Annotated in this window: 21 protein-coding genes; 2 read left to right on the top strand and 19 right to left on the bottom strand. The window is 59.6% G+C overall.

Going from position 1 to position 23822, the window contains the following annotated elements:
* Positions 1–224 precede the first annotated feature (224 nt).
* The 6 genes from pyrF to pyrR are packed head-to-tail and all read right to left on the bottom strand — an operon-like array spanning position 225 to position 7685.
* Positions 225–1043 carry an orotidine-5'-phosphate decarboxylase gene (pyrF, locus tag HMPREF3048_RS01050; RefSeq protein ID WP_070770976.1) on the bottom strand — a complete coding sequence of 273 codons (819 nt, stop codon included), beginning with the start codon at positions 1041–1043 and terminating at the stop codon, positions 225–227.
* Entirely contained in the window at positions 1043–4417 is a 3375-nt protein-coding gene (gene carB / locus HMPREF3048_RS01045) for a carbamoyl-phosphate synthase large subunit (RefSeq protein ID WP_246815432.1), read from the bottom strand. The genes pyrF and carB overlap by 1 nt, the downstream gene beginning before the upstream one ends.
* Before the next feature lie 22 nt (positions 4418–4439).
* Positions 4440–4901 (bottom strand): carbamoyl-phosphate synthase domain-containing protein, encoded by a 462-nt coding sequence (locus HMPREF3048_RS01040; RefSeq protein WP_070451382.1) that lies wholly within the window; start codon positions 4899–4901, stop codon positions 4440–4442.
* A gap of 4 nt (positions 4902–4905) precedes the next feature.
* Positions 4906–6189 carry a dihydroorotase gene (locus HMPREF3048_RS01035; RefSeq protein ID WP_070451380.1) on the bottom strand — a complete coding sequence of 428 codons (1284 nt, stop codon included), beginning with the start codon at positions 6187–6189 and terminating at the stop codon, positions 4906–4908.
* On the bottom strand, positions 6186–7124 hold the full coding sequence (locus tag HMPREF3048_RS01030; protein WP_070423099.1) for an aspartate carbamoyltransferase catalytic subunit: 939 nt from the start codon (positions 7122–7124) through the stop codon (positions 6186–6188). The genes HMPREF3048_RS01035 and HMPREF3048_RS01030 overlap by 4 nt, the downstream gene beginning before the upstream one ends.
* Positions 7125–7685 carry a bifunctional pyr operon transcriptional regulator/uracil phosphoribosyltransferase PyrR gene (gene pyrR / locus HMPREF3048_RS01025; RefSeq protein ID WP_070423098.1) on the bottom strand — a complete coding sequence of 187 codons (561 nt, stop codon included), beginning with the start codon at positions 7683–7685 and terminating at the stop codon, positions 7125–7127.
* Between the two features lie 157 nt (positions 7686–7842).
* Between pyrR and HMPREF3048_RS01020 the strand changes: the two genes are divergently transcribed.
* Together HMPREF3048_RS01020 and HMPREF3048_RS01015 are read left to right on the top strand one after the other, a co-directional pair.
* A complete protein-coding gene (locus tag HMPREF3048_RS01020) occupies positions 7843–8325 on the top strand; it encodes a YbjN domain-containing protein (RefSeq protein ID WP_224212667.1) in 483 nt (160 codons plus the stop codon).
* The gene (locus HMPREF3048_RS01015; protein ID WP_070614992.1) at positions 8322–8789 is read left to right on the top strand and encodes a YbjN domain-containing protein; all 468 of its coding nucleotides are present in this window, start codon (positions 8322–8324) and stop codon (positions 8787–8789) included. Before HMPREF3048_RS01020 ends, HMPREF3048_RS01015 begins: the two co-directional genes overlap by 4 nt.
* Before the next feature lie 34 nt (positions 8790–8823).
* Here the strand turns inward: HMPREF3048_RS01015 and HMPREF3048_RS01010 are convergent, their stop codons facing one another.
* The 13 genes from HMPREF3048_RS01010 to alaS all read right to left on the bottom strand — a co-directional run bounded on the left by HMPREF3048_RS01010 (position 8824) and on the right by alaS (position 23797).
* Positions 8824–12213, bottom strand: coding sequence for a choice-of-anchor M domain-containing protein (locus tag HMPREF3048_RS01010; RefSeq protein WP_070770975.1), 3390 nt, complete (start codon positions 12211–12213; stop codon positions 8824–8826).
* 188 nt (positions 12214–12401) lie between these two features.
* Complete coding sequence (gene nusB, locus HMPREF3048_RS01005; RefSeq protein ID WP_070451371.1) at positions 12402–12959, bottom strand: transcription antitermination factor NusB; 558 nt, start codon at positions 12957–12959, stop codon at positions 12402–12404.
* On the bottom strand, positions 12959–13522 hold the full coding sequence (gene efp, locus HMPREF3048_RS01000) for an elongation factor P (RefSeq protein WP_070451369.1): 564 nt from the start codon (positions 13520–13522) through the stop codon (positions 12959–12961). The genes nusB and efp overlap by 1 nt, the downstream gene beginning before the upstream one ends.
* Positions 13523–13573: 51 nt before the next feature.
* A complete protein-coding gene (locus tag HMPREF3048_RS00995) occupies positions 13574–14665 on the bottom strand; it encodes an aminopeptidase P family protein (protein WP_070451367.1) in 1092 nt (363 codons plus the stop codon).
* Positions 14665–15099: a type II 3-dehydroquinate dehydratase gene (gene aroQ, locus HMPREF3048_RS00990; protein WP_070423092.1), complete on the bottom strand. Its 435-nt coding sequence runs from the start codon at positions 15097–15099 to the stop codon at positions 14665–14667. The genes HMPREF3048_RS00995 and aroQ overlap by 1 nt, the downstream gene beginning before the upstream one ends.
* A 3-nt stretch (positions 15100–15102) precedes the next feature.
* Complete coding sequence (gene aroB / locus HMPREF3048_RS00985) at positions 15103–16155, bottom strand: 3-dehydroquinate synthase (protein WP_070451365.1); 1053 nt, start codon at positions 16153–16155, stop codon at positions 15103–15105.
* A 41-nt stretch (positions 16156–16196) separates the two neighbouring features.
* Complete coding sequence (locus HMPREF3048_RS00980) at positions 16197–16781, bottom strand: shikimate kinase (RefSeq protein ID WP_083316628.1); 585 nt, start codon at positions 16779–16781, stop codon at positions 16197–16199.
* Positions 16774–18000: a chorismate synthase gene (gene aroC / locus HMPREF3048_RS00975; RefSeq protein ID WP_070570409.1), complete on the bottom strand. Its 1227-nt coding sequence runs from the start codon at positions 17998–18000 to the stop codon at positions 16774–16776. Before aroC ends, HMPREF3048_RS00980 begins: the two co-directional genes overlap by 8 nt.
* A 37-nt stretch (positions 18001–18037) precedes the next feature.
* Positions 18038–18457, bottom strand: a complete 420-nt coding sequence (locus HMPREF3048_RS00970) for a prepilin peptidase (protein WP_070451359.1) — start codon at positions 18455–18457, stop codon at positions 18038–18040.
* A 56-nt stretch (positions 18458–18513) separates the two neighbouring features.
* Positions 18514–19353, bottom strand: a complete 840-nt coding sequence (locus HMPREF3048_RS00965; RefSeq protein ID WP_070771039.1) for a shikimate dehydrogenase — start codon at positions 19351–19353, stop codon at positions 18514–18516.
* 20 nt (positions 19354–19373) lie between these two features.
* On the bottom strand, positions 19374–20525 hold the full coding sequence (gene mltG / locus HMPREF3048_RS00960; RefSeq protein WP_070451356.1) for an endolytic transglycosylase MltG: 1152 nt from the start codon (positions 20523–20525) through the stop codon (positions 19374–19376).
* A gap of 2 nt (positions 20526–20527) precedes the next feature.
* A complete protein-coding gene (gene ruvX / locus HMPREF3048_RS00955; protein WP_070423088.1) occupies positions 20528–21016 on the bottom strand; it encodes a Holliday junction resolvase RuvX in 489 nt (162 codons plus the stop codon).
* A gap of 111 nt (positions 21017–21127) precedes the next feature.
* Positions 21128–23797, bottom strand: a complete 2670-nt coding sequence (alaS, locus tag HMPREF3048_RS00950; RefSeq protein ID WP_070614986.1) for an alanine--tRNA ligase — start codon at positions 23795–23797, stop codon at positions 21128–21130.
* Positions 23798–23822: the final 25 nt, after the last annotated feature.

Genomic DNA, 23822 nt, shown 5'->3' with positions numbered 1-23822 from the left:
TCCATGTAGGTAGTTCATTCAATATGTTCAGGCCGACTCGTGCCGGCGCGGGGCCTCCTCCACACTCTGCGTTTCAGAAGGCGCACCGCATCCGACACAGTCTAACACTGCATCTGGTTGGCACCGGGAAAATGGAGCGCATTCTTGCTGCATTTCTCCATGTCACCGTTGCGACGCACCTAAACTACCAGGGTTTTTCTCAGCCGATGAAATGGACCCGCTAGTTATGGCTGTTTTACCAGTTCAGCGACACGTTTCCGCAGCTCAGTAACGTCCGGTCCAGCAGACAAGACGGAACGGGAAACATTCGGGAACACCAGGTGTGCGTTTGCACCTGCAATCTGCGCCGCGTCTTCCATCGTCGCTCCCTGCGCTCCGACCCCAGGCATAAGCACTGGAGCATTGAGCGCGTCGAGCACCGGCGGCTTCGCCACAGTTGCACCGACAACGACACCAACGTGGCCTACTGCAGCGCCCTGGTTGTACGTGGCGCATTCATCGACCATCCACTGCGACACCATGCGTCCATCGATTTCACTCGTCTGGAACGCTTCAGCTTCAGGGTTGGAGTTCGCAGACATCACGAACACGCCCTTACCGTGCGCTGCAGCAAGTGAGATGGCAGGTTCCAGCGACCCGACACCCAGATACGGTGTCAGCGTGAGCGCGTCCGCTTCCAACGGTGAGCCTGGTTGCAGCCACGCGGCGGCGTATCCAGCCATCGTGGAGCCGATATCGCCGCGCTTGGCGTCCGCGACGACGAGCGTCCCGCTCTCACGGAGTGCGGCGAGGGTCTCCTCGAGTACCGCGAAACCCGCAGAGCCGAACCGCTCGTAGAAGGCAACCTGTGGCTTGACCAACGCAACTGATCCTGCAAAGGCCTCGACACACGCCGAGGAAAACCGTTGCAGACCATCAATGGTGTCCGGAAGACCCCACTTGTCTAGCAGCGCCGCGTGCGGGTCGATGCCTACACACAGTCGGCCATATTCGTTACCAGCGACAACGAGACGCTCCCCGAAGGAGGCATGGGGCTGTACCACTACTGGCCACCCTCTGCGTTCTTGGAGACGCTGTGCTCGAGCTCCTGGAGGCTGGTCACATCAATGGAGTTGCTGCGCACTGCTTCGATGCCTTGGACTGTGGCGGTAACACCCTGCACATCGGTCATGATCGGTACATCCGCGATCACGGCTGCGGCACGGATGTCGTAGCCATCGTGGCGCGCGGTTGTCGAGCCCGCCGGAGTGTTCAAGATGAGGTCGATCTCACCGTCCAAGATCCGCTCCACGATGGAACGACCCTTCGCACCTTCGCGGACCTCGGAGCCCTTGAGTGCTACTTCGCATTCGATGCCGTTGCGGCGCAGCATTTGCGCTGTACCTGCCGTCGCGATCACCTTGAACCCCATGGTGGACAAACGCTGGATCGGGAAGATCAGGGTGCGCTTGTCGTGGTTAGCCAGGGAGACAAAGACCGTGCCTTCCGTCGGCAGTTCGCCGTAAGCGGCGGCCTGGGTCTTAGCAAATGCCACACCGAACGACGGGGCAAGCCCCATGACCTCACCGGTGGACTTCATTTCCGGGCCGAGGATGGTGTCCAGAATCGACCCGTCTGGGCGGCGGAAGCGGCTAAACGGCAGTACCGCTTCCTTCACAGCGATCGGGTGGTTCAGCGGCAAGGATCCGCCATCGTAGTCGGACGGGATGAGGCCCTCGTCGCGAAGTTCAGCGATCGTCGCGCCGAGCATGACGCGTGCTGCAGCCTTCGCAAGGTGGACGCCGGTCGCCTTGGAGACGAACGGCACCGTACGCGATGCGCGCGGGTTTGCCTCGATGACGTAGAGGATGTCGTCCTTCAATGCGAACTGGACGTTCATCAGACCCTTCACCCCGATACCGTGAGCGAGTGCCTCAGCGGAGCGACGGACCTTTTCAATGTCGTCGGGGCCGAGCGTCATCGGCGGAAGCGCACAGGCGGAGTCGCCAGAGTGAATGCCGGCTTCCTCGATGTGTTCCATCAGACCACCGAGGTAGACCTCGTTGCCGTCAGACAACACATCGACGTCAATTTCGATGGCGTTGTCAAGGAAGCGGTCCACAAGCACTGGGTGGTCCGGGCTGAGCTCGGTTGCGCGCTCGATGTAGTTGCGCAGGGAGTCTTCGTCATAAACGATCTCCATGCCACGGCCTCCGAGCACGTAAGACGGGCGCACGAGGACGGGGTAACCAACCTTGTTGGCCACTTCGCGAGCCTCTTCGAAGGAGGTTGCGGTGCCAAATGCGGGAGCTGGAAGCTTGGCTGCTTCGAGCACCTTGCCAAACTCGCCGCGGTCCTCCGCCAGATCGATTGCCTCGGGGCTCGTACCGACGACCGGCACGCCCGCATCCGCGAGACGCTGCGCGAGGCCCAGCGGGGTCTGACCGCCGAGCTGCACAATAACGCCAGCGACCTCACCGGTAGCGGCTTCCGCACGGTAGATCTCCATCACGTCTTCGAACGTCAACGGTTCGAAGTAGAGACGGTCCGCGGTGTCGTAGTCGGTAGAAACGGTCTCCGGGTTGCAGTTGACCATCACGGTCTCGTAGCCAACGCGGGACAGTTCCAGGGCGGCGTGGACACAGGAGTAGTCGAACTCGATGCCCTGACCAATGCGGTTCGGACCAGAGCCCAGGATGACGACCTTGCCCTTGCTGTTTTCCTTTGCACCGGTGAACTGGTCAACCTCAGACTCGGCAGCCGGGTCGAGTTCGTACGCCGAGTACAGGTACGGAACCTTCGCCTCGTACTGGCCCGAGCAGGTGTCCACGGTCTTGAAGGTCGGGTGGATACCCAGCGTCCATCGCAGTTGACGCACGCCGTCTTCGCCCGCGAGTTCTGGGCGCAGCGTAGCAATCTGGGCGTCGGACAAGCCTTGAGCCTTTGCCTCACACAGGAGACCTGCGTCAAGCACAGGGGCGTCGATAAGCACCTGGCGGAACTCGACCAGCCCAGCGACTTCCTCGAGGAACCACGGATCGATACCGGAGGCTGCGTAGACCTCATCAACGCTCGCGCCGAGGCGAAGCGCAAGCTCGACATCGTAGAGACGCTTGTCGGTCGGCACCTTAAGGTCTTCGAGCACCGCTGCGACGTCATTTGCACGCTCTCCTGCGACGTACTCGTCGGAACGAGTCCAGAAGCCGTTTGGCTTGTCTTCCATCGAGCGCATGACCTTGTTCAGGCCCTGGATGTAGTTGCGGCCAATACCCATGGCCTCGCCAACCGCCTTCATGGAGGTGCCCAGAGTCTCGTCCGAGCCCGGGAACTTCTCAAAGGTAAAGCGTGGCATCTTGACGATGACGTAGTCGAGGGACGGCTCCTCAAGCGCAGTGGTCGCGCCACCGGTCATGTCGTTGGCAATCTCGTCGAGCGTGTAGCCAATAGCTAGTCGGGTTGCCACCTTTGCAATCGGGTAGCCGGTCGCCTTCGACGCAAGTGCAGACGAACGCGACACGCGCGGGTTCATCTCGATCGTGATCATGCGGCCGTCTTTGGGGTTGATGGCGAACTGGATATTGCAGCCACCGGTCCTGACACCGACTTCACGGATGATGGCCTTGCCTTGTTCGATCATCTTGGTGACCTCGGGCTCGGTCATCGTCAACACCGGCGCCACCGTGACAGAGTCGCCCGTGTGGACACCCATGGCATCCACGTTCTCAATCGTCGCAACCGTAATGCAGTTGTCATCCGAGTCACGAATGAGCTCGAGCTCGATTTCTTTCCAACCGAGGATGGATTCTTCAATGAGCACGTTCGCTTCTGGCGATGCGGTCAAGCCGTCGCCGGCGATGCGGTGCAAGTCGTCCATGTCGTAGGCAAGGCCGGAACCGAGACCACCCATGGTGAACGACGGGCGCACGACGACTGGGAAGCCGAGCTCCGCGACGGTTTCTTCCACTTCTTCCATGGTGTAGCAGACACGGGAACGGGCGGACTCGCCGCCGATCTTTTCAACAATGTCCTTGAACTTTTGGCGGTCTTCGCCGCGCTCAATCGCGTCGATGTCTGCGCCGATGAGTTCAACGCCGTGCTTTTCCAGAATGCCAAGCCGGTCCAGCTTGATGGCCGTGTTGAGTGCAGTCTGACCACCGAGCGTCGGCAGAATCGCATCAACCGGGTGGCCTTGCTCAGCCTCGCGGGCGAGGATGCGGTCGATGTACTCCGGCTGGATCGGCTCTACGTACGTGTGGTCGGCGAACTCAGGGTCGGTCATGATCGTTGCCGGGTTCGAGTTCACCAGGGTGACGCGCAGGCCTTCTTCTTTGAGCACGCGGCACGCCTGGGTGCCGGAATAGTCAAACTCGCACGCCTGTCCGATGACGATCGGCCCGGAGCCGATGACCAGGACGTGGTTGAGATCTTCTCGCTTCATAATGTTTCTCCTGGTCTTTCTTTTAAGCTTCTTGCTTTTCGACGATTACCTGCACGCGCACCGACTTACCCTCGTGCTGCGCCTGAGAGACGTGGCGGACCAGCCTGCGGGTGTCTACACCCCAGATGCCGGTAATGCCCTGCGCCTTCATTTCTTCTTCCAGGCTGTGCTTTGCTTCCTGGTTCGATGCGATGCGAGCGAGATCGCGGATCACCACGGCTTTTGCCGTGATTGCCGTACGTCCCTCCCCTGCTCCTTCACCTGTCCAGCCAACATTGCCGATGTGCGGTGTAGCGAACACCAGGATCTTGCCGTCGTTATCGGCAGAGCACATTTCGCGCTCGTAACCGAACATATCGATGATGCTCTTGAGATCGCCTTCAATGTCACCTTCCGGTGCTGCGCCGAAGACGAAGCCGGTGAATTTCTCGCCTGTGTCGAGGACGAGTTGTGCGCGGGTGCGCTGCTGCTGTGTTTGTGTCATGGGTTTAGGCCTTCTTTGCAGAGTAGGTTTGGGTGCCGCGCAGCCAGGTGCCAACTACGCGTGCGTTAAATTCGATGCCTTCGTAGGGAGTGTTCGACGCCTTCGACGCCATATCCTTGCCCTTTGCGGTCCAGGTGTCCTGTGGATCAATCAAGGTGAGGTTTGCTGGCTCGCCAACCGCGATCGGACGGCCCTGGTCCTCAAGCCGCAGAATTTCGGCAGGGCGCTCGCTCATGACCTTGGCCACGAAGCGCCAGTCAGCAAGACCCGATTCGACGAAGACTCGGTGCACGATCGCCATGGACGTTTCTAGGCCGAGCATGCCTGGCTTGGCGTGCTCGAACTCCACGCACTTGTCTTCAGATCCGTGAGGAGCGTGGTCGGTGGCGATGACGTCCACGGTGCCGTCGAGAAGCGCTTGCTTGAGCGCTTCAGCGTCGCGCTTTTCGCGCAGCGGCGGGTTGACGCGGAACAGGCCGTCGTAGGTGGACAGCATTTCGTCGGTAAGCAGCAGGTGGTGCGGGGTGACCTCTGCCGTAACGTTGATGCCCTGCGCTTTGGCGAACCGAAGCAGCTCGACCGTGCCTTCGGTCGACGCGTGGCAGAGGTGGTAACGACCACCGTAGTCACGAGTCATGATCGCGTCGCGTGCGACGATGGATTCCTCCGCGACACGCGGCCAACCTCGAAGCCCCAGGCGCGCTGCCTGCTCGCCTTCGTGGGCTACAGCGCCCTCGGTCATGCGGTGGTCTTCCGCATGCTGGGCAAGAATCACGTCGTGTGCCTTGGCGTATTCGATAGCGCGGCGCATGAGCTGCGGGTCGTTGACGCACTTGCCATCGTCGGAAAACATGCGCACACCGCTGCGGGCCATCAGACCGATCTCGGTGAGCGTCTTGCCCTCGAGTCCCTTGGTAATCGAGCCCACCGGGTAGACATCGCATTTACCGTACGTCTGGCCCTTCTCCCAGACCGCCTCGGCGAGGAACGGCTGGTCGATCACCGGGTTGGTATTCGCCATGGTGAATACAGCGGTGAAGCCTCCCTTGGCGGCAGCATCCGAGCCGGTAGCGATGGTTTCGGTGTCCTCGCGGCCCGGCTCACGCAGGTGCACGTGCATATCGACGAGACCAGGAAGCAACACGTTGCCACCACAGTCGATGGTTTCATCAGCATCGTCAAACGGGTTGTCCCCAATGGAGTCGATGACACCGTCTTCCACGTCAATGAGAATGCTGGTCACGTCCTCGCCATATGGACGAACGTTGTTGAGTGCAAGCTTGGTCACTTGATCGCTCCTTCTTCGCCGCCAGTGCCGGCGAGCAGTGTGAACAACACGGCCATGCGGGTGTACACGCCGTTAGAGACCTGGCCAAGGACGACAGCATTGTCGCGATCAGCCACGTCGTAGTTAATTTCCATGCCACGCAGCATCGGACCCGGGTGCATGATCAACGCCGAATCCTTCATGCGGTCGGCTCGATCAACGCTCAAGCCGTACAAGGTGGCGTACTCGCGGTGCGACGGGAAGAACCCGCCGTTCATGCGCTCGGCCTGCACGCGCAGCATCATCACGACATCTGCGTGCTCAATCTCGGCATCGAAGTCATACGAGACACGTGCCGGCCAGAACTCCACACCGGTAGGCAGCAGCGTCGGCGGCGCAACCAACACAACCTCTGCGCCCAAGATGTGCAGCAGGTCCACGTTCGAGCGAGCAACACGGGAGTGCAAAATATCGCCGACGATCAGGACGCGCTTTCCAGCGACATCGCCAATGTGCTGGCGCATGGTCACCGCATCCAGCAAAGCCTGTGTCGGGTGCTGGTGCTGGCCGTCACCTGCGTTCACGATGCTTGTATTCGGCAACCACTTGGCCAGAAGCTGTGCCGCACCCGAAGCAGGGTGGCGCATGATGATCGCGTCTGCACCGATTGCCTCCAAGGTTGCAGCGGTGTCTTTGAGCGATTCACCCTTCTTCACCGAAGATGAAGACGCAGACAGATTGATCACATCGGCGCTCATCCACTTGCCCGCTGTCTCAAACGACGAGCGGGTACGCGTCGAGTTCTCGTAGAACAACGTCATCACAGTGCGACCACGCAGGGTCGGAAGCTTCTTGATCTCACGACCATCCAGAGCTTCCCGGAAGCGGTCCGCTTCATCCATCAGCTCGATGATCTCTTCGCGGCTGAGATCTGCAATATCGATGAGGTGCCTCATTTACGCCTCCCGTTCCAGGGTCACGCGATCTTCACCGTCGAGCTGGGCGATCGCGACAGTGACATCTTCGTCCTTCGATGTGGGGATGTTCTTGCCTACGTAATCCGCGCGGATTGGCAGTTCCCGGTGGCCACGATCGACCAGCACTGCGAGCTGGATCGCGGCTGGCCTACCGATGTCGCGCAGCGAATCAAGGGCGGCGCGAATGGTTCGGCCGGAGTACAAGACATCGTCGACAAGCACGACAATTGCCCCGTCGATGTCGACCGGAATGTGGGTTGGGCGCAGTGCCCGATGTGGCTTGTCGCGGAGATCGTCGCGGTACAAAGTGACGTCGAGACTGCCTACTGGCACGCTCACGCCTGAAAATTCTTCAACCGCTTCCGCAATACGCTGCGCTAACGGAACACCACCGGACGGGATCCCCAGCAGAATGACCTGCGGTCCGTCGCTGTCGTCCAGCGTTGTCTTCTCGATGATCTGGTGCGCGATGCGTGCAACAGTGCGACCGACGTCCTGAGCGTTCAGCAGCTCAACCGTCGACCGTTCGTTTCCACTCATCGAACCTCCTTCCCCGCCTCTCTGTGCGGCATTTAAAGGAAATATCGACGCGGTCCCGCCTATCGGGGCCGTGTGAAGTCTCGGAGACTGCGCTTCACATTAGCACCAGCACCGCGCCATCGCGAGGAGTTTCACCCAGATGGGTATTCTCGCAAGTGTGACTACAGAAGAGACTGAAGCCATCCAGCCCAACGAGCACCCAGAACGCAACGTTCCGGAACCGGTGACTACCGAAGCAATCGCCGCGATTTTTGAGGAAGAAAACCTTGAATACCGCGTCGAAGATCAAGCCGTGCGCTCTGGTTTTATCAACGCAGCAATCGTCATTGCCCTCGACGGCGATCACCTCATCTTCGAGGCCCTGTGGCGTGGCGAGTTTCCCCGCGATAGCGCATCGCAGGTGCTGTTTGCCTGCAACGAGCACAACCAGACGCATTTTGCACCGACCCTGCGTTTCTTCGAACGCGGTGAGGACAACCTGGCTGTGAGCGCCATTCGCTCGATGAACATCGCCGATGGAGCCTCATTCAACCAGCTCGGCTCTTTCATTGTGACGTCTATCGACGCCACGCTTCAGGCATTCGACTACCTCAAAACCACTTTCCCGACCGTCGTGAACTGGGAGGAACCGCAGCAGTGAGCACCGCAACTCAAGTAACCATCGACCGCGTCATCGAAACGATGGCGAAGCAGGGCATCGAAGTTTCCGACGACCCGTCTGGCCGCGCAGGCCACGCCCATTACAAGGGATTCAACCTGCTGTTTGTCCTGTTGGACTCAGTGTTGATCCTGCGTGCGGACTCGGTTACCGACACCCCGTCCGACACGCCCGATGCCACCTTGTACCTGGCCGCAAACCAGGTCAACAGCTCGTACCTCGACGCGCGTGCGCTCGTGGTCAACCGCACCGAGACGATCGTTGTGCGCACCGAATCGGAAATCGCGATCGGCGCAGGGCTAAGCGACGAGCAACTCGCGTCCTCGCTCAAGGCCGCTGTTGCTGGTGTGTTGGAAACCCAAAATGCCATGCAGGTGCTGGTGGGCGAGATCAAGCGCACCGCTGAGGAAGCAAGCGCAGCGCAGAACGATACCGAGGAGAGCTAAGCGGTTTTCTCACCGCTTAGGTCGCCCTTCTCCCCTATTTACGCCTGCTCATCAAAACGCCTCCAACGATGAGGCACGCGATTGCCAAGCCGAGAGCATTGCGGACTTCAGCTCCCGTCGAGGCCAGCGAACCTCCTCGTTGTTCATCAGAGACACGAGGGCTTTGCGCGGTACCTTCTCCGGTCCCCCGCGCCACCTTCTGTGTGCTGCCGACGGCTGCGCCTTGCGCAACCGCCGAGCTTGCACGCGACCGCTGCGTCGTGGGGGTCGTGAGGCTCGTAGGGGTTTTCTGTTTCGAGCCCGTTGATGATGCCGCAGTCCGTGACGCGGACGCAGTCACCGTCGCAGACGCAGTTGGCCGAGCGGTTGCCTGTTGACTCTCTCGCACAGTGCTCGTTGGGCTGGTGCTCGTTGGGCTGGTAGGCGTTGGCAAGCCACTGGCCGATGTCGAGCCGCTGGCCGATGGCGACGCCTGAGGCACGTCGTTCCTGCTGGAAATCTGCGTGTCATCGCCAACGAGATACGTCACCGTTGACCATTCCGTCACAGGTTCGCCGCTAAGCGAAACGGTACGCATCTCAATGTCATAGACGCCGGGCTGCGTAAAGATCCAGTCTGCGTGCACGTGGAAATTGCCCGGTGTGACTCCCGTGATGGTGTGCGTTTGGGAATCATCGGCCAACGTCGCAGGCGGCACGCCGATAGTTGGCAGGTGCCCCGCCCACCAACGTCCACCTGTTGGCGCAGTTTTCGGGCGCACTTCAATGTTGACACCATCTGGGTAAGTCTCCGCTACTTTCATCGTGTCCCACCCGGGCCAGACGGCGTCGTGAAGCTGCCCGAGCGGAAGGTGATACACCGTGTCACCTTCCTGGAGGAATCCGACATTCGTTGCAACCCGTGCAGTGCGTTGATCGACTGTGATCTTTCGAGCATCGAACACACGCAGTGCAACCGATTCGGGAATGTGATGGGTACTTCCTTCGTGGACGAAGAAGCCAGTCTTGCCGTCGATAACCTTTGGGCCAAAATCAACATGGCCTGTGGTGATCTCGACCGGCGTAGTCTCAGCTGGAGGTTCTGAGGACGGCAGGGTCGTCGCCTGGGCAGACGTAGTCGGTGCTGCCGTTGGTGCCGTTGTCTGTGCCGGCGTTGGTGCCGGTGCCGTTGTCGCGACCGTCGTGTCGGGCCCGGTCGTGTCGGGCACCGTCGGCGGAACAAACTCCCCGTCGGCTGCTACCACGAACCGCAGAATTTCCTGCTTTGATGTGGATCCTCCAACCTCGGCGACGGACACTCCGATTTCATAGCTGCCTGGCTTATTAAAGGCCCAGGAAACATGCATGTGTTCTGGACCGTCGGTGGTGTACGCACGGGTTGCGTCGTTGCCTGCAAGACGCATGCTCGGATCTGTCTGATCACCGCGAAACGCGATCCAGTTACCGCCCCGTGGTGCAGATACAGGTGTCAGCGTGAAGGTGTAGTTCTTCCCTGTCTCACCGAAAGCATGCTCTGTGCTTAAGCCAGGCCAGACAACTCCACGGCGCTGTGTTTCTGGGAGAATATATGCGACCTCCCCTGCTTTTGCGAAGCCTTCGATATCGTCATCCAGCACTGTCCCGACCTGTTTCGGCACGGTGAAAGCAACGCTGGATGGCGAGCGCCACACCGCACCCTTGTCGTAAAGATTCGTCTCGTCTTTCACGCGCAGGTGAAGTGTGCCTGACTCGTAGAGCGGTGCAATATCGACGTGCCCGGAGTGCAGGTTGAGCACTTTCTCCTGCGCTGGAGTGGGCGTCGACGATGGTGAGGGTTCCGCCGAAGGCGCCGGTGAAGGCGCCGGTGAAGACGGCTGCGGCGACGGCGCTTCAGAGGTTGCAGTCGGTGCTGCAGGTGGCGTTGCAGGTGCTTCACCCAACGTCACTGTGGTCTCGGGAATCGGCGAGTAATCAGCCTCCTGCAGGTGGTTAAACAAAGCTGCGTCAGTGGCGTTCGATCGCGCTTCGGGCACAATCTTGAGGATCAATTGATGCCCAGGACGGCGGCAACCGTCAACGAGTTGTTTGCTGGTTCGGCCGCCAGGAGCTGAGGTGAATTCAATTTCGCAATCGGCGATAGCGTGTTCTGGCAATTCAGTCAACGGGTCACCGTCGATGCGGTAGAAACCACCGGAGACACGAAGCGTGGTGCGATCATCAGCTGGGCGCACCGTGATGTCGATGTTGCGGTCGTCCTCGCCGTAGACCTCTCCAGTAGACACCACGACATCTGGACTGGTGATGTTGAACGGCTCGGTTTCAAAAGGCGCGATGTCATCCATCTGCGGGGTTGGAAGCTCCTCAGCGCGCTCGCTTGTCGACGACGCCACCGCCCCAGTCCTAAACGTCAACGGCGCAGAAATCCAACGTGGCGACGGCGATCCAGATACAGGAATGTAGACCGCCTGGAAGTCGGAAAACTCTTCGCCGATCATCTCATCCCACGAGGCCTTGCCGCCGACTGCTTCCCGTTCCGCAAGGTAGAAACCGTTGATAAGGAACACGACATGCCCAGCATCTTTCGGGTTACCGGTATCAAACGCCAAATTGGTCAGGATCCCCTCCTGTGCGCCCTTGGTCTCTCCTTGTGCAGGGCGCATCTGGAACGTTGGGGAACCTGTCCCCGACGTGTTTGCCTGACTATAGGCTCGGGGCAAATCGTTGATTGTGCGGTCAGCCGGGTTCGTACCGCCGACCTGCCACACGAGTGTCTGGGGTTCCGAATGGATAAAGGAACCGTCTTTGAGACGGGCTGTCGCCCGATACGTCACCTCATAGCGCCCCGGTCGAGTGAAGGTCGTCGAGTTGTGAGTGTGGGTACCGGCGTTGACCCACGTTGCACGGAAACCTGGATCGTGGGACGACCAGAGCCGGTTAAGCGGATAGACCTCGTCGCTGTAGTTAAACAACTCCATCTTTCCGGGACCGTGGAAATCGACGATCTCCATATTGAAGGAAGCCGCACGGAAATCCTCTGTCGGCAAGTCAGCGGCCGCTCCGAAACCTGCCCAAATCGGCATGGTGTTCTTAGGGAAACCGTGCGCGGGCCCACCGAAGTACATCAGTTGCTCGTCGTACGGGTCGAGGAAATCGAATCGGGGATCGTCGGGAACACGCCAGGCGTAGGCACCTAGGCCGCCGTCCACGCGTCCCCTACTCACCCAGTTCACGGTGTCCTCAATGGGCAGGTAGCCCGCACTATTGGACATGAGGCGAAACGTTCCATCCTCCCACACAGCGTGGGGTGAGTCGACGTGTGTTTGGGTTCGCACAACCGGCTGTGAGGCTTCACTCCACGACAACGGTGCACACAGCACCGTGAGCGCTACCGCGGATAACAGCGCCACAAAGCTCTTCCGAGGATGCACGTCTTTTAGATCGCCCATAGCGGAAGTAGTACGGCGGGGCATGGCCGCTCCTTAAGGTTACTGAAAAGGATTGTCGTTAGTAACCTTACAGGTGTCTGGGCACAGCCGAGGAAGAACCGAAGAAAAACAAAACCGTTGCCAGCAGGTTCATTCCCTAATGAGGAAAACCTGCTGGCAACGGCCTATCTGGGTTTGAGCGAGTTGGATTACTCGGAGGCGTCATCCTCCGACGTTTCCGCCACGCCTACGCCACCGTCCTGGTCTGCGGACTGGTCGGTATCTTCGGCGTCTTCTTCGCTATCAGGCGACACGAAGAACGGCGAATTCGGATCAACGGACGATGCAATCCGATCCAACACAGCGTTGATGTAAGGCGCAGCCTTGGCGCCCGAGTACTCAGAAGCCATCTCGACAGCTTCCTTGATCGAGATTGGCGCATCGACTTCGTCGTTAAACAAAATCTCCCAGGCGGCCACACGCAGGATCTGACGGTCGACGGCTGGCAAGCGAAACAGCTCCCAGTCCTCGCTGAGTGAACGCTCAATCGCGTCGTCCAAGTCGTCGAGCTTCTCCGCAGCACCTGCGACGATCTCGCGGGTGTAATCAGCAACCGGCGCAACTGCGTTCAACGGATTCCGCGAAAGCTCAGTGCGGTCCTCAACGATGGCAACCGGATCGATATCCCGTGTCTCCGCCTCGAACAGCATGTCTACCGCACGACGGCGCGCCCGGTAACGGGCGCCATGACGTTTGTAGTCGAGCATTAGTTGTTCACGCGAGAGAGGTACTCGCCAGTACGCGTGTCAACCTTGACCACGTTGCCGGTTTCCAGGAACAGCGGAACCTGGATCTCAGCACCAGTCTCCAGCGTTGCCGGCTTGGTACCACCGGTGGAACGGTCGCCCTGCAGACCCGGCTCGGTGTGCTCGATCTTGAGGTCCACAGAGATCGGAAGCTCAGCGAAAAGTGCTTCACCCTCGTGGAAAGAAACCTGAACATGCATGTTCTCCAGCAGGAAGCGTGCTGCATCGCCGAACTTGTCGGCCGGCAGCTCGAACTGCTCGAAGGTCTTGTCGTCCATGACAACGTAGCTCGTGCCGTCGTTGTACAGGTAGGTCATATCGCGACGATCAACCGTCGCGGTCTCCACCTTCACACCTGCGTTCCACGTCTTCTCAACGGTCTTTCCGGAGACGACATCCTTAAGCTTGGTGCGCACGAATGCCGGTCCCTTACCGGGCTTGACATGCTGGAACTCAACGATCTGCTGCAGTTTGCCATCGACCTTCAGCACAAGACCGTTCTTAAAATCGGCGGTAGTTGCCATGGGTGGTACCTTCCTCGTAATTGTTTCGGAACGTGTACAAACACAGCAATGCTACAGCACCGTCAATTCCTTCGGGTACTTGGTGATAATCCGTGGCTTCCCTGATGTGATGATCAACGTGTCCTCGATACGCACACCGGTCTTGCCCGGAATGTAGATCCCCGGCTCAATGGTCAGGGTCATACCTTCCTTTAGGTCTCCCTTGCCGGTCTGTGCGGCAGACGGGGCTTCATGCACGTCCAGGCCGACACCGTGGCCAGTGGAGTGAACGAAGTACTCGCCGAAGCCTGCCTCTTCAATAACGTCGCGGCAGGCCTTGTCTACATCCACAAGTGCCGTTCCCGCCGTGGCTGCCTTCACGCCAGCAAGCTGGGATGCAAGCGTCACTTCGTAAATCTCGCGCTCCAACTGACCGATTTCCCCGATAGCAAACGTACGGGTCATATCGGAGTTGAACCCGAGGCGGTGCATACCGTAATCAATGGTCACCAAATCGCCTTCGGCGATAAGACGGTCGCCGGCCTGATGGTGTGGCTTCGAGGCGTTCGGGCCGGAGGCGACAATCGTGTCAAAACTTGGGCGTTCTGCACCAAGTCGACGCATGCGGTACTCAAGGTCAGCGGCAATGTCACGCTCAGAACGGCCTGCTCGCAATTCTCCTGCGGCGACGAGTTCCTCCAACGCCTGTGTGGCCAGCTCGGCAGCCTCAGTCAGACGGGTGAGTTCAAGGTTGTCCTTAAACAAGCGGATCCCTTCAATCACGCCAGAAACCGGCACAAGGGTTACGCCCTCCGGGCATGCATCCTCGAGGCGCTTGAGCTCCGCAACGGAAACGAAATCGGCCTCATAGCCCACACGGTGGCCTTCGGTAACCTGCGACAACAACTCGGTTGCTGTCGCGCGAGCAATCGTCGCCTTGATATCCGGGACCTCTTCAGCAATCTGAGTGGTGTAACGACCGTCGGTTGCGATCTTCGCAGTACGGTCTTTCGACACCAGAAGCGCGCCGTTCGAGCCGGAGAAACCAGACAGGTAACGCACGTGGGTCAAATGGGTGACCAGCATGTCGTCGATACGCTGTGCCGCAAGTTGCGACGAGAGTTTCCTCCGACGAGTTTCAAAACGAGTATCGGCCAATGCCATCATTTCCTCCTTGCGAAGTAGTCCAACGCGAGCCGGTAGCCTTCCGTACCCAACCCCGCGATCACGCCTACGGCGATTGGCGAGAGGTACGAATGGTGCCTGAACGACTCGCGCGCGTGCACGTTCGAAATATGCACCTCAATAAAACCTTGGTGATCATTTAGTTCTACCAGTGCATCACGAAGCGCAACCGAGGTATGGGTAAAACCACCCGGGTTAATGATCACCGGCCAAGTGTTATCGGCTGCTTCATGCACCCAGTCAATGAGTTGGCCCTCGTAGTTGGACTGGCGGCACTCCACTTCAACCCCAAGATCGGCTGCGTGATCGTGCAATTGCTTTTCGACGTCCGCCAGCGTGACCGTCCCATACACCTCCGGTTGGCGTTTGCCGAGTCGATTGAGGTTCGGACCATTGAGTACCAAGATTTTCATGTTCTACTCCGAAATCTTTGCGTACGCCGCGCGCATCTCTTCCACAGTTGCGTCCTCCAGGCGAGTGCAGGACCCAAGGCCGTCCAGGACGACAAATCGGATCTTGCCGTCGCGGTTCTTCTTGTCCAGAAGCATCGCCTCATGCAACTCTTCAAACGCACCGGCCTCGTAGCGCGTGGGAAGTCCCGCACCACTGATGACGGTCTCGTGGAGGGCGACCAGGTCATCGTCGATAAGCCCGCGCGCATGAGCAAGGTGTGCCACAAACATCATGCCCACCCCGACGGCATTGCCGTGGCGCCACATGTAATGCTCGCGACGTTCGATCGCATGGCCCAGAGTGTGGCCATAGTTAAGAATCTCGCGCAGCCCAGCTTCCTTGAGGTCCTCCCCCACGACCTTGGCTTTTACGCTGACAGAGCGCTCGACAAGCTCCGCCCAGTGATGCTCTGGGCCCTCCTGATAGAGCTCCAAAATCCGCGGGTCCGCAATAAAGCCCGTCTTTACCAACTCAGCAGAACCTGAAACAACCTCTTGCTCAGGCAGCGTTGCAATACGAGCGAGATCAATAAACACCGCATTCGGCTCGTGGAACGCACCGACGAGATTTTTACCTGCGGTCGTGTTGATGCCAGTCTTGCCGCCGACTGCCGCATCAACCATGGCGAGCAATGTCGTCGGCACATGCACAACCTTGATGCCGCGCATCCACGTGGCCGCGGCGAAACCGGCAAGATCTGTCACAGCGCCGCCACCCAAACCGACAACGGCGTCCTGGCGCGAGAACCCGTGCTCCCCCAACACGTCCCACAAGTGGGAAAGCACCGGAAGATCCTTTCCAGCCTCCGCATCGGGAACACATGCCAAGACCGGCGCCAGGCCCGCTTGCTCAAGCATGTGCTCAAGGTCCTCAGCAACGGCACGCAACGGTTCCTGGTGGACCACCAGCACACGGCGTGCGCCGGAATCCGCAAGGTGACCTGCTACGGCGTCAAGGTTATTGCTGCCAATATGAATGTCGTACGGACTTGGGCCCGTGACGGATACCACTGCCATTGTTTGCTCCTTCGCTTGACAGAACTGAAGCCTGACGGAAACTACTCGCCGTCGATGAAACCCAAAACCTCTGCGACAACACGCTGCGGTGGCCGCGCGTCCGTGCGGACGCGGAACGTGGCCACTTCGCGGTACAGCGGTTCACGTTGATCCATGAGGTCGCGGTAACGCTGCTCGCGATCATCACTGTCAAGCACTGGTCGAGTGGAATCCTGTGCTGTGCGGCGAATACCCTCTTCCGCGCTGACATCGATCCAAACAACAGTGTGGCGCTGCAGCAGCTGTCGCACTTCCTCGGTCACGATCGCACCGCCGCCGAGGCTCACTACCCCACCGGTGGCCAGAGCACGTGCCACAAACCCGACTTCGAGCTCACGGAAGGCATCCTCACCCAACTCGGCGTACACCTCGCCACACGCTTTGCCTTCAGCCTGTTCGATGAGCAGATCCGAATCCATGATCGGCAGGTTCAGCGCGCTAGCTATTCGACGACCAATCGTTGACTTACCTGACCCCGGCATACCGACGAGCACCACGCGAGGAGCCGTATGAACCGTCGCCGGACTTGTATTTGTTGACTCCTCGTTGCATGCCTCTACTGCCTGCAAATCAGTGAGCTCAGTCATCGGCATCCCTAACTTGATCAAACGCAAGACGTTGTGCGACGTACTCCTTGTACGACTCTACGTTGCGCTTCACCTCCTCAATCGTGTCTCCCCCGAATTTCTCAGAGACAGCCTGTGCCAGAACAAGCGCAACCATTGCCTCTGCAACGACACCACCAGCGGGCACGGCACAGACATCGGAGCGTTGGTGAATCCCCGTGGCAGCGTCGCCGGTGCTCATATCAACCGTCTTCAAGGCACGAGGGACAGTCGAGATGGGCTTCATCGCAGCGCGAACGCGCAACTGCTCCCCATTCGTCATGCCACCTTCGATACCGCCTGCACGGTTGGTCAGCCTCCGCACACCATCTTCGGTGCGCTCGATTTCGTCGTGTGCCTGCGATCCACGGCGACGCGCCTCCTCGAAACCGTCGCCGATTTCGACGCCTTTCACCGACTGGATACCCATCAGCGCGCCTGCCAACTGCGCATCCAAGCGTCGTTCGCCAGAAATGTGGGAGCCAAGGCCGATCGGCAGCCCATCCACAATGACCTCAACGATCCCGCCGAGCGTGTCGCCCGATTTCTTCGCAGCCTCAATGCACGCGACCATGTCCGCCTCGGCGTCCTTGTTAAACGCACGAACAGGGGAAGCATCAATTGCCTCAATATCGGCGAAGCTTGGCGATTCTCCTGCGTACGGCACCGACTCCCCAATCGACACCACATGGGAAAACACCTCAACCCCGAGAACCTCACGCAGGTAGCTACGGGCAACCGTACCGGCTGCTACGCGGGCAGCAGTCTCTCGTGCAGAGGAACGCTCAAGCACAGGACGTGCAGAACCGAAACCGTATTTGATCATGCCGGCGAAATCGGCGTGCCCCGGACGCGGACGGGTCAACGACGCACCGCGACCAGAGCTCAACTCTTTTGCCACCTCAGGGTCAGAGGCATCAACCGGCTCAGCAGACATGATCGTGGTCCACTTCGGCCACTCGGTGTTGCCAATCTGGATAGCCACCGGGCTACCGATAGATGAGCCGTGCACGACGCCCGTCAGCAAAGTGAGCTCATCTGCCTCAAACTTCATTCGCGCGCCACGGCCATAACCGAGACGGCGACGAGCGAGCTGATGAGCAATTTCTTCTTTCAATACCGGCACCCCAGAAGGCATGCCCTCAACGAGGGCTACGAGGGCCTGGCCGTGCGATTCACCGGCTGTAGTCCAACGAAGCATGGCGACATTCTCGCACAAGCAGCTGCGATAGATGTGCTTATACCCCGAAATACATTACGACGAGCCACGTTGTGGCAAGCATCGATGGACCATGTGCGACGGTTCGGCTGCGACTTAACCACGCCATTAAGACTGTGAGCAGGCCGGACACACCAATCGCAACGAGTACCGCCGGCAGTTTTCCGGAGATCACACACACCATCGCCAGCGGCAGCGCCAACTTAACGTCCCCACCACCGACCCCCTGAGGCGAAAACAGATACAGCCCCGGCCACAGCAGTGCCCACAGCAACGTCGCCTCGCCAAGAAATGGAGCGAGAAGGCAAGCAATCAGCGCCACAATGGCCGGCGGCACTGTCAGCGCATTCGGCAGACGCCGAAACGCAACATCAAACACCATCAGGGCCGCTGTCCAGCAGGCAGCAACAGTGGCCCCCAAAACTCCCCCGAATTCCATATGGACAGCGTACCGAAGTTGAGTACTTCGAACCGCTCTGGCAAGCGAGCTGCTTCTTACGAGTTCGCGTGCCGCATCAGCGCGTCGCGCATCGCCTGTCGCGGTGCGTCCACACCGGTGAATTGCTCGAACTGAGCGTACGCCTGTCCGGCAAGCATCGACAGTCCACCAACGGTGCGGTAGCCGTTCGCTGCAGCCTCTACGGCGAGCCGCGTGGGCCACGGGTCGTAGATCACGTCAAACACCGGGGCGTGTGCAAGATCGGATGCCACGTAGTCAGCTGCCCCGGCGGGGACAGTCGAAATGACGAGGTCCGATGCGGACGTAATGTCCGCTAGAGGTGCCTCGAAATCCACGAAGTTAAGCACCATCCCCGCAGCAAGGTCTGTGTACTCCCCGCTGCGGTCAGTGCGGTTGACCACGGTTACCTCACGGACTCCGATATGCCGCAAGGCCCACATGACTGCGCGCGCTGTACCGCCCGCGCCAACGATAACGGCGTGAACCGGGGAATCGGGACCAAGTAGCTCCCCAATGGCAGCAATCACGCCCTCGCAGTCAGTGTTGTCGGCGCGCCAACGGTTGTCGTCGATACGCGTCAGCGTGTTTGCGGAGCCGATCTCACGTGCCCTGTCAGTGACTTCATCCGCCACCGCGAGAGCGGCAAACTTGCACGGCATGGTTACAGAAAAGCCCCGGAAACTCGGATCGGCGTTGCGGACGAGATCAGCCAAATCATCCGCAACACACTGTTGGCGCGAGTAATGCCACCCAGTGAGGTCCGCCGCCTCGTAACCCGCATTGTGAAGAACCGGCGATAAGGAGTGCTCGATCGGTGAACCGAGGACCGCTGCCCGATTCGTCACAGTCCCCGACACAGGTTTGGCTGAGTTCATGCTGCGCGAGGACTCCATAACTAACGCTGCGAGTCCAGGATGCCCGACTCGATCGCGCGCTGCGTGTCATTGAGGTGCTGCTCGAACGTGTCGTTGAAGATGGTTGTGCCGTCCTTGTCCACGGTGACGAAGAACAGCCAGTTGCCGTCAGCTGGGTGCTCTACTGCATCGATCGCCTCAATGGACGGAGATGCAATCGGCGTTTGCGGCAGGCCATCCATTGCGTACGTGTTCCACGGAGTAACCCGCTTGCGGTCTTCATCTGTGGTTGCAACCTCAACGCTCGGCAGCCCGTAGTTCACCGTGGAGTCGAATTCCAGTCGCATCGGCTCATCGAGACGGTTCAAGATGACGCGAGCGACCTTGTCAAACTCTCCGGCCGGCGCCTCACGCTCAACCAAGGACGCAGCAACAAGCAACTCGTACGGGCTCAAGCCAATCACTTGCGCGCGGTTGACAATGTCGGTTGCGTCATACTGCTTCGCAGAGCGCGTCACCAGATCCGAAAGAATATCCTCGGCGCTCGCGTGCGGGTCGATGATGTACTCACCAGGGGCAATGAGGCCCTCCAAACGCTTCGCGTCGCCAGCACGGGCAGCAACCGTTTCACGAGCCCACTCCGGCACACCGAGCTTCTCAGGATCACTGTTCGCCGCAGCGTTGTTCAGCTTCTCCACGTTGACACAATCCGGTGTTACCTCCTCGCCACAGGTAGCCGACTGGATCATCGAGAAAATACCGAACCGAGTCTGGCCGCCAACGACGTTGATATCCATCAACGTCGCACCCCCGTAAACCTGCAGAGGGGTGATGCGCTGCGCGGGATCAAGGAGTGCCTCAACCGCTGACTTCGCGCTCATTTTGCCCTGCAATCTGTAGAAGCCAGGCTGAATGTTTCCCGCATCAGGGTTATTCGCTGCCGCTGTTTGGAAAGCACCGTCGCTGGCAACAATGCCGCGCTCTTCAAGCTCTGGGCCAAGCGCTGACAGGCTCGATCCCTCCTTGATTTGAACGACCTGTTCCTCACCGTTGCCTGCACCCTCAAAGTCTGCCGAACCCGAAAGGTTGCGCAAGACGGCAATCCAAGCGACAAGGCCAATGATGAGCAAAATGGATGCGACTAGCACCGCGGTGCCTCGGGTACGCCGGCGTGCGGCTTCACGGGTAGACACGGTTAGTTCTCCTTGAGGTAGTTCAGTCGGCCGTCAAGCCACGATTGCAAAATCTCTACAGCAGCTGCTTGATCAATGACCGCACGGCCTGCTTTCTCATTCACACCAGACATCCGCAATGAATGCGTCGCAGCAACTGTGGTGAGACGCTCATCCGCCATCCGCACCGGCACATCGCTACGCCGGCGAATACGGAATGCAATTTCCTTCGCATGTTTCACGCTTTTTGATCCATTGCCTTGCAGATCACGAGGAAGCCCCACAATGACTTCGACTGCTTCATTCTCAGCGATGAGTTCCAATATCCGCTCGATATCTTGCCCATCGCGGTCCTTGAAGCCGGTCACTCTGTCAATCGTTTCGACCGGTGTTGCCAGGCGGGCATCCCGGTCGGAGCGGGCAACGCCAATGCGCACAGTGCCGACATCAATGCCAAGTCGGCGTCCCGCACCGGGGTCGTCGACCCCAGGGCGATCTGGCTCCACCTTCATCGCTGCTCCTTTCCGTGTCTGCTGGCCTGGTCTCAACCTAGCCGTTAGCTGTGCGTCTCGTCGGACGCGCATTCGGCGTGTCAGCGTCGAGTTTGTCCGCGAACGCGAGGCTTAGTCCCGGCGAAGCCAGTCACGCACAGCGGACAAAGCAGCAGGAATGCCTTCGGGCTTCGCACCAGAGCCCTGCGCAAGGTCAGGCTTTCCGCCACCCTTGCCATCGACGTACTCGCCAAGCACCTTGACCACATCGCCCGACTTGATGCCGTCTTCCACTGCAGCCTTTGTTGCTGCAACCGCCAGAGAAACCTTGTCGCCAACCTTCGAGGTCAGCACGATCAGCGCATCCTCGGACTGCAACTTGCCACGCAGGTCAGAAACAATCGTGCGCAGATCACCCGTGTTGATCCCGTCGGGCAGCTGCTTTGCGACGAGGCGACGCGCGCCGATGGTCTCTGCTTCCTCCGCAAGGCTTGCAGTGGAAGCCAACAGCTGCTGACGGTGCAGGTTCTCGATTTCCTTTTCAGCCGCACGCAGTCGCTCAGCAAGCTGGGCAATACGGTCCGGAAGATCTTCCGTCGGCGTCTTGAGCTCCGCAGCCAGGCCAGAAGCCAGCGCTGCCTCCTTCGACAGGTACTTGAAGGAATCCATACCGGAGTACGCCTCGATACGGCGGGCTCCGGAACCGACCGAGGACTCGCCAAGCACGGCGACAGGGCCGATCTGGGAGGCGTGCTCCACGTGGGTACCGCCACAAAGCTCGACGGAGAACGGTCCGCCGATCTCCACGACGCGGACAACGTCGCCGTAGCTTTCGCCGAACAGCGCCATCGCACCCATGGCCTTCGCCTTGTCCAGCGTGGTCTCAATGGTGTTGACAGCAAAGTCTGCGTCGACAGCCTGGTTCGTGATCGTCGCAATCTCCTGCAGTTGTGCCTCGGTCAGCGCCTCGGTGTAGTTGAAGTCGAAGCGCAGGTAACCCGGCTTGTTCAAGGAACCAGCCTGGACTGCTGTGGGGCCGAGCACCTCACGCAGCGCCGCGTGAATGAGGTGCGTTGCGGAGTGCGCCTGGCGGGCACCGTGGCGCCACGCACCGTCAACCTCAGCCGTGACCGTCGAGCCGAGATCCAGTCCACCGTTTTGGACCGTCGCCTTGTGCAGCCACAGTTTCTTGCCTACGCGCTGCACGTCGTTGACGTTGAGGATCGTGTCCCCCATGATCAAGCGGCCACGGTCGGCCATCTGACCACCAGATTCGGCGTACATCGGGGTGACGTCGAGGATGACCTCGACCTCGTCGCCCTGGGAAACCTCGCCAACTTTCTCACCGTCGCGCACGAGGCCAATGACCGTGCCGTCGTGGACCAACTGCTCGTAGCCGACGAATTCCGTCGGGTTGTTGTCAACCCATTCGCGGTACAGCGACTCGTCAACGTTGCGGTGCTTCTTCGCCTTGTTGTCGGCCTTCGCGCGCTCTCGCTGTTCCTGCATCGCAGCGTTAAAGGCATCCATATCGACGTCCAGGCCGGCCTCGCGCGCCATCTCGACCGTTAGGTCGATCGGGAAGCCGTAGGTGTCATGCAGCTCAAAGGCCTGATCACCCGGCAGGACAGCAGCACCCGAAGCCTTCACTGCGGTTGCGGCTTCGTCGAAACGCGACGTGCCGGACTCCAGTGTCTTGGAGAACGCCTTTTCTTCCGCAACAGCAACACGCAAAATGCGCTCGCGGTTGTCCGCGATCTCCGGGAAGGACGGCGTCATGGTGTCCATGATCGTGTTCATGAACGTCTCCATAACCGGCTTCGTCGCACCCAACAGACGCGCGGAGCGGATGATGCGGCGAAGCAGACGGCGCAGGATGTAGCCACGGCCCTCATTCGACGGGGTAACACCGTCGAGGATGATCATCATGCCGGTACGGGCATGGTCAGCGATCACGCGGAAGCGGACATCGTCTTCCTTGTTGCCGTCGTCGTACTTCGAACCGGTGAGCTCCACGGCTGCATCGATGACCGGACGCAGAAGGTCCGTCTCGTAGACGTTGTCTACTTCCTGCAGGATGCAGGCCACACGCTCAATGCCAAGACCGGTATCGATGTTCTTCTGTGGCAGCTCGCCGACAATCTCGAAGTTGCCCTTCTTATCACCTTCGCCGCGAATGGACTCCATGAACACGAGGTTCCAGATCTCCATGTAACGGTTGTCGTCGGCGATTGGGCCGCCTTCCTTGCCGTACTCCGGGCCCCGGTCGTAGTAGATCTCAGAGCAAGGGCCGCACGGACCGGGGATACCCATGGACCAGAAGTTATCCTCCATGCCCATGCGCTGAATACGCTCTTCCGGAACGCCAATCTTGTCGCGCCAGATTGCGGCCGCCTCGTCGTCGTCAAGGAAGACCGTAACCCAGAGACGCTCCGGATCAAGGCCATAGCCACCGTCAGCAACAGCACCCGTCAACAGGTTCCACGCGTGAGTAATGGCGCCTTCCTTGAAGTACTGACCAAACGAAAAGTTGCCAGCCATCTGGAAGAACGTGTTGTGGCGGGTGGTGATACCTACTTCCTCGATATCGAGGGTACGCACGCACTTCTGAATCGATGTCGCCGTGCCATTGGCAAAGTCTGGGGTCTGATCGCCCAAGAAGTACGGCTTGAACGGCACCATTCCTGCGTTGACGAACAGCAGCGTCGGATCGTCGAGAATCAGCGAGGCGCTCGGTACCGGGGTGTGCCCGGCCTCAACGAAATGGTTGGTAAACCGCTCTCGGATCTCATGGGTTTGCACGCTTCGGTGTCCTTTCAACTGCTCC

Origin of the sequence: Corynebacterium sp. HMSC075D04 (assembly GCF_001815635.1) — a bacterium.
Taxonomy (GTDB): domain Bacteria; phylum Actinomycetota; class Actinomycetes; order Mycobacteriales; family Mycobacteriaceae; genus Corynebacterium; species Corynebacterium coyleae.
The sequence above is the reverse complement of the archived record's forward strand: the minus strand, read 5'-3'. Positions and strand labels throughout refer to the sequence as shown.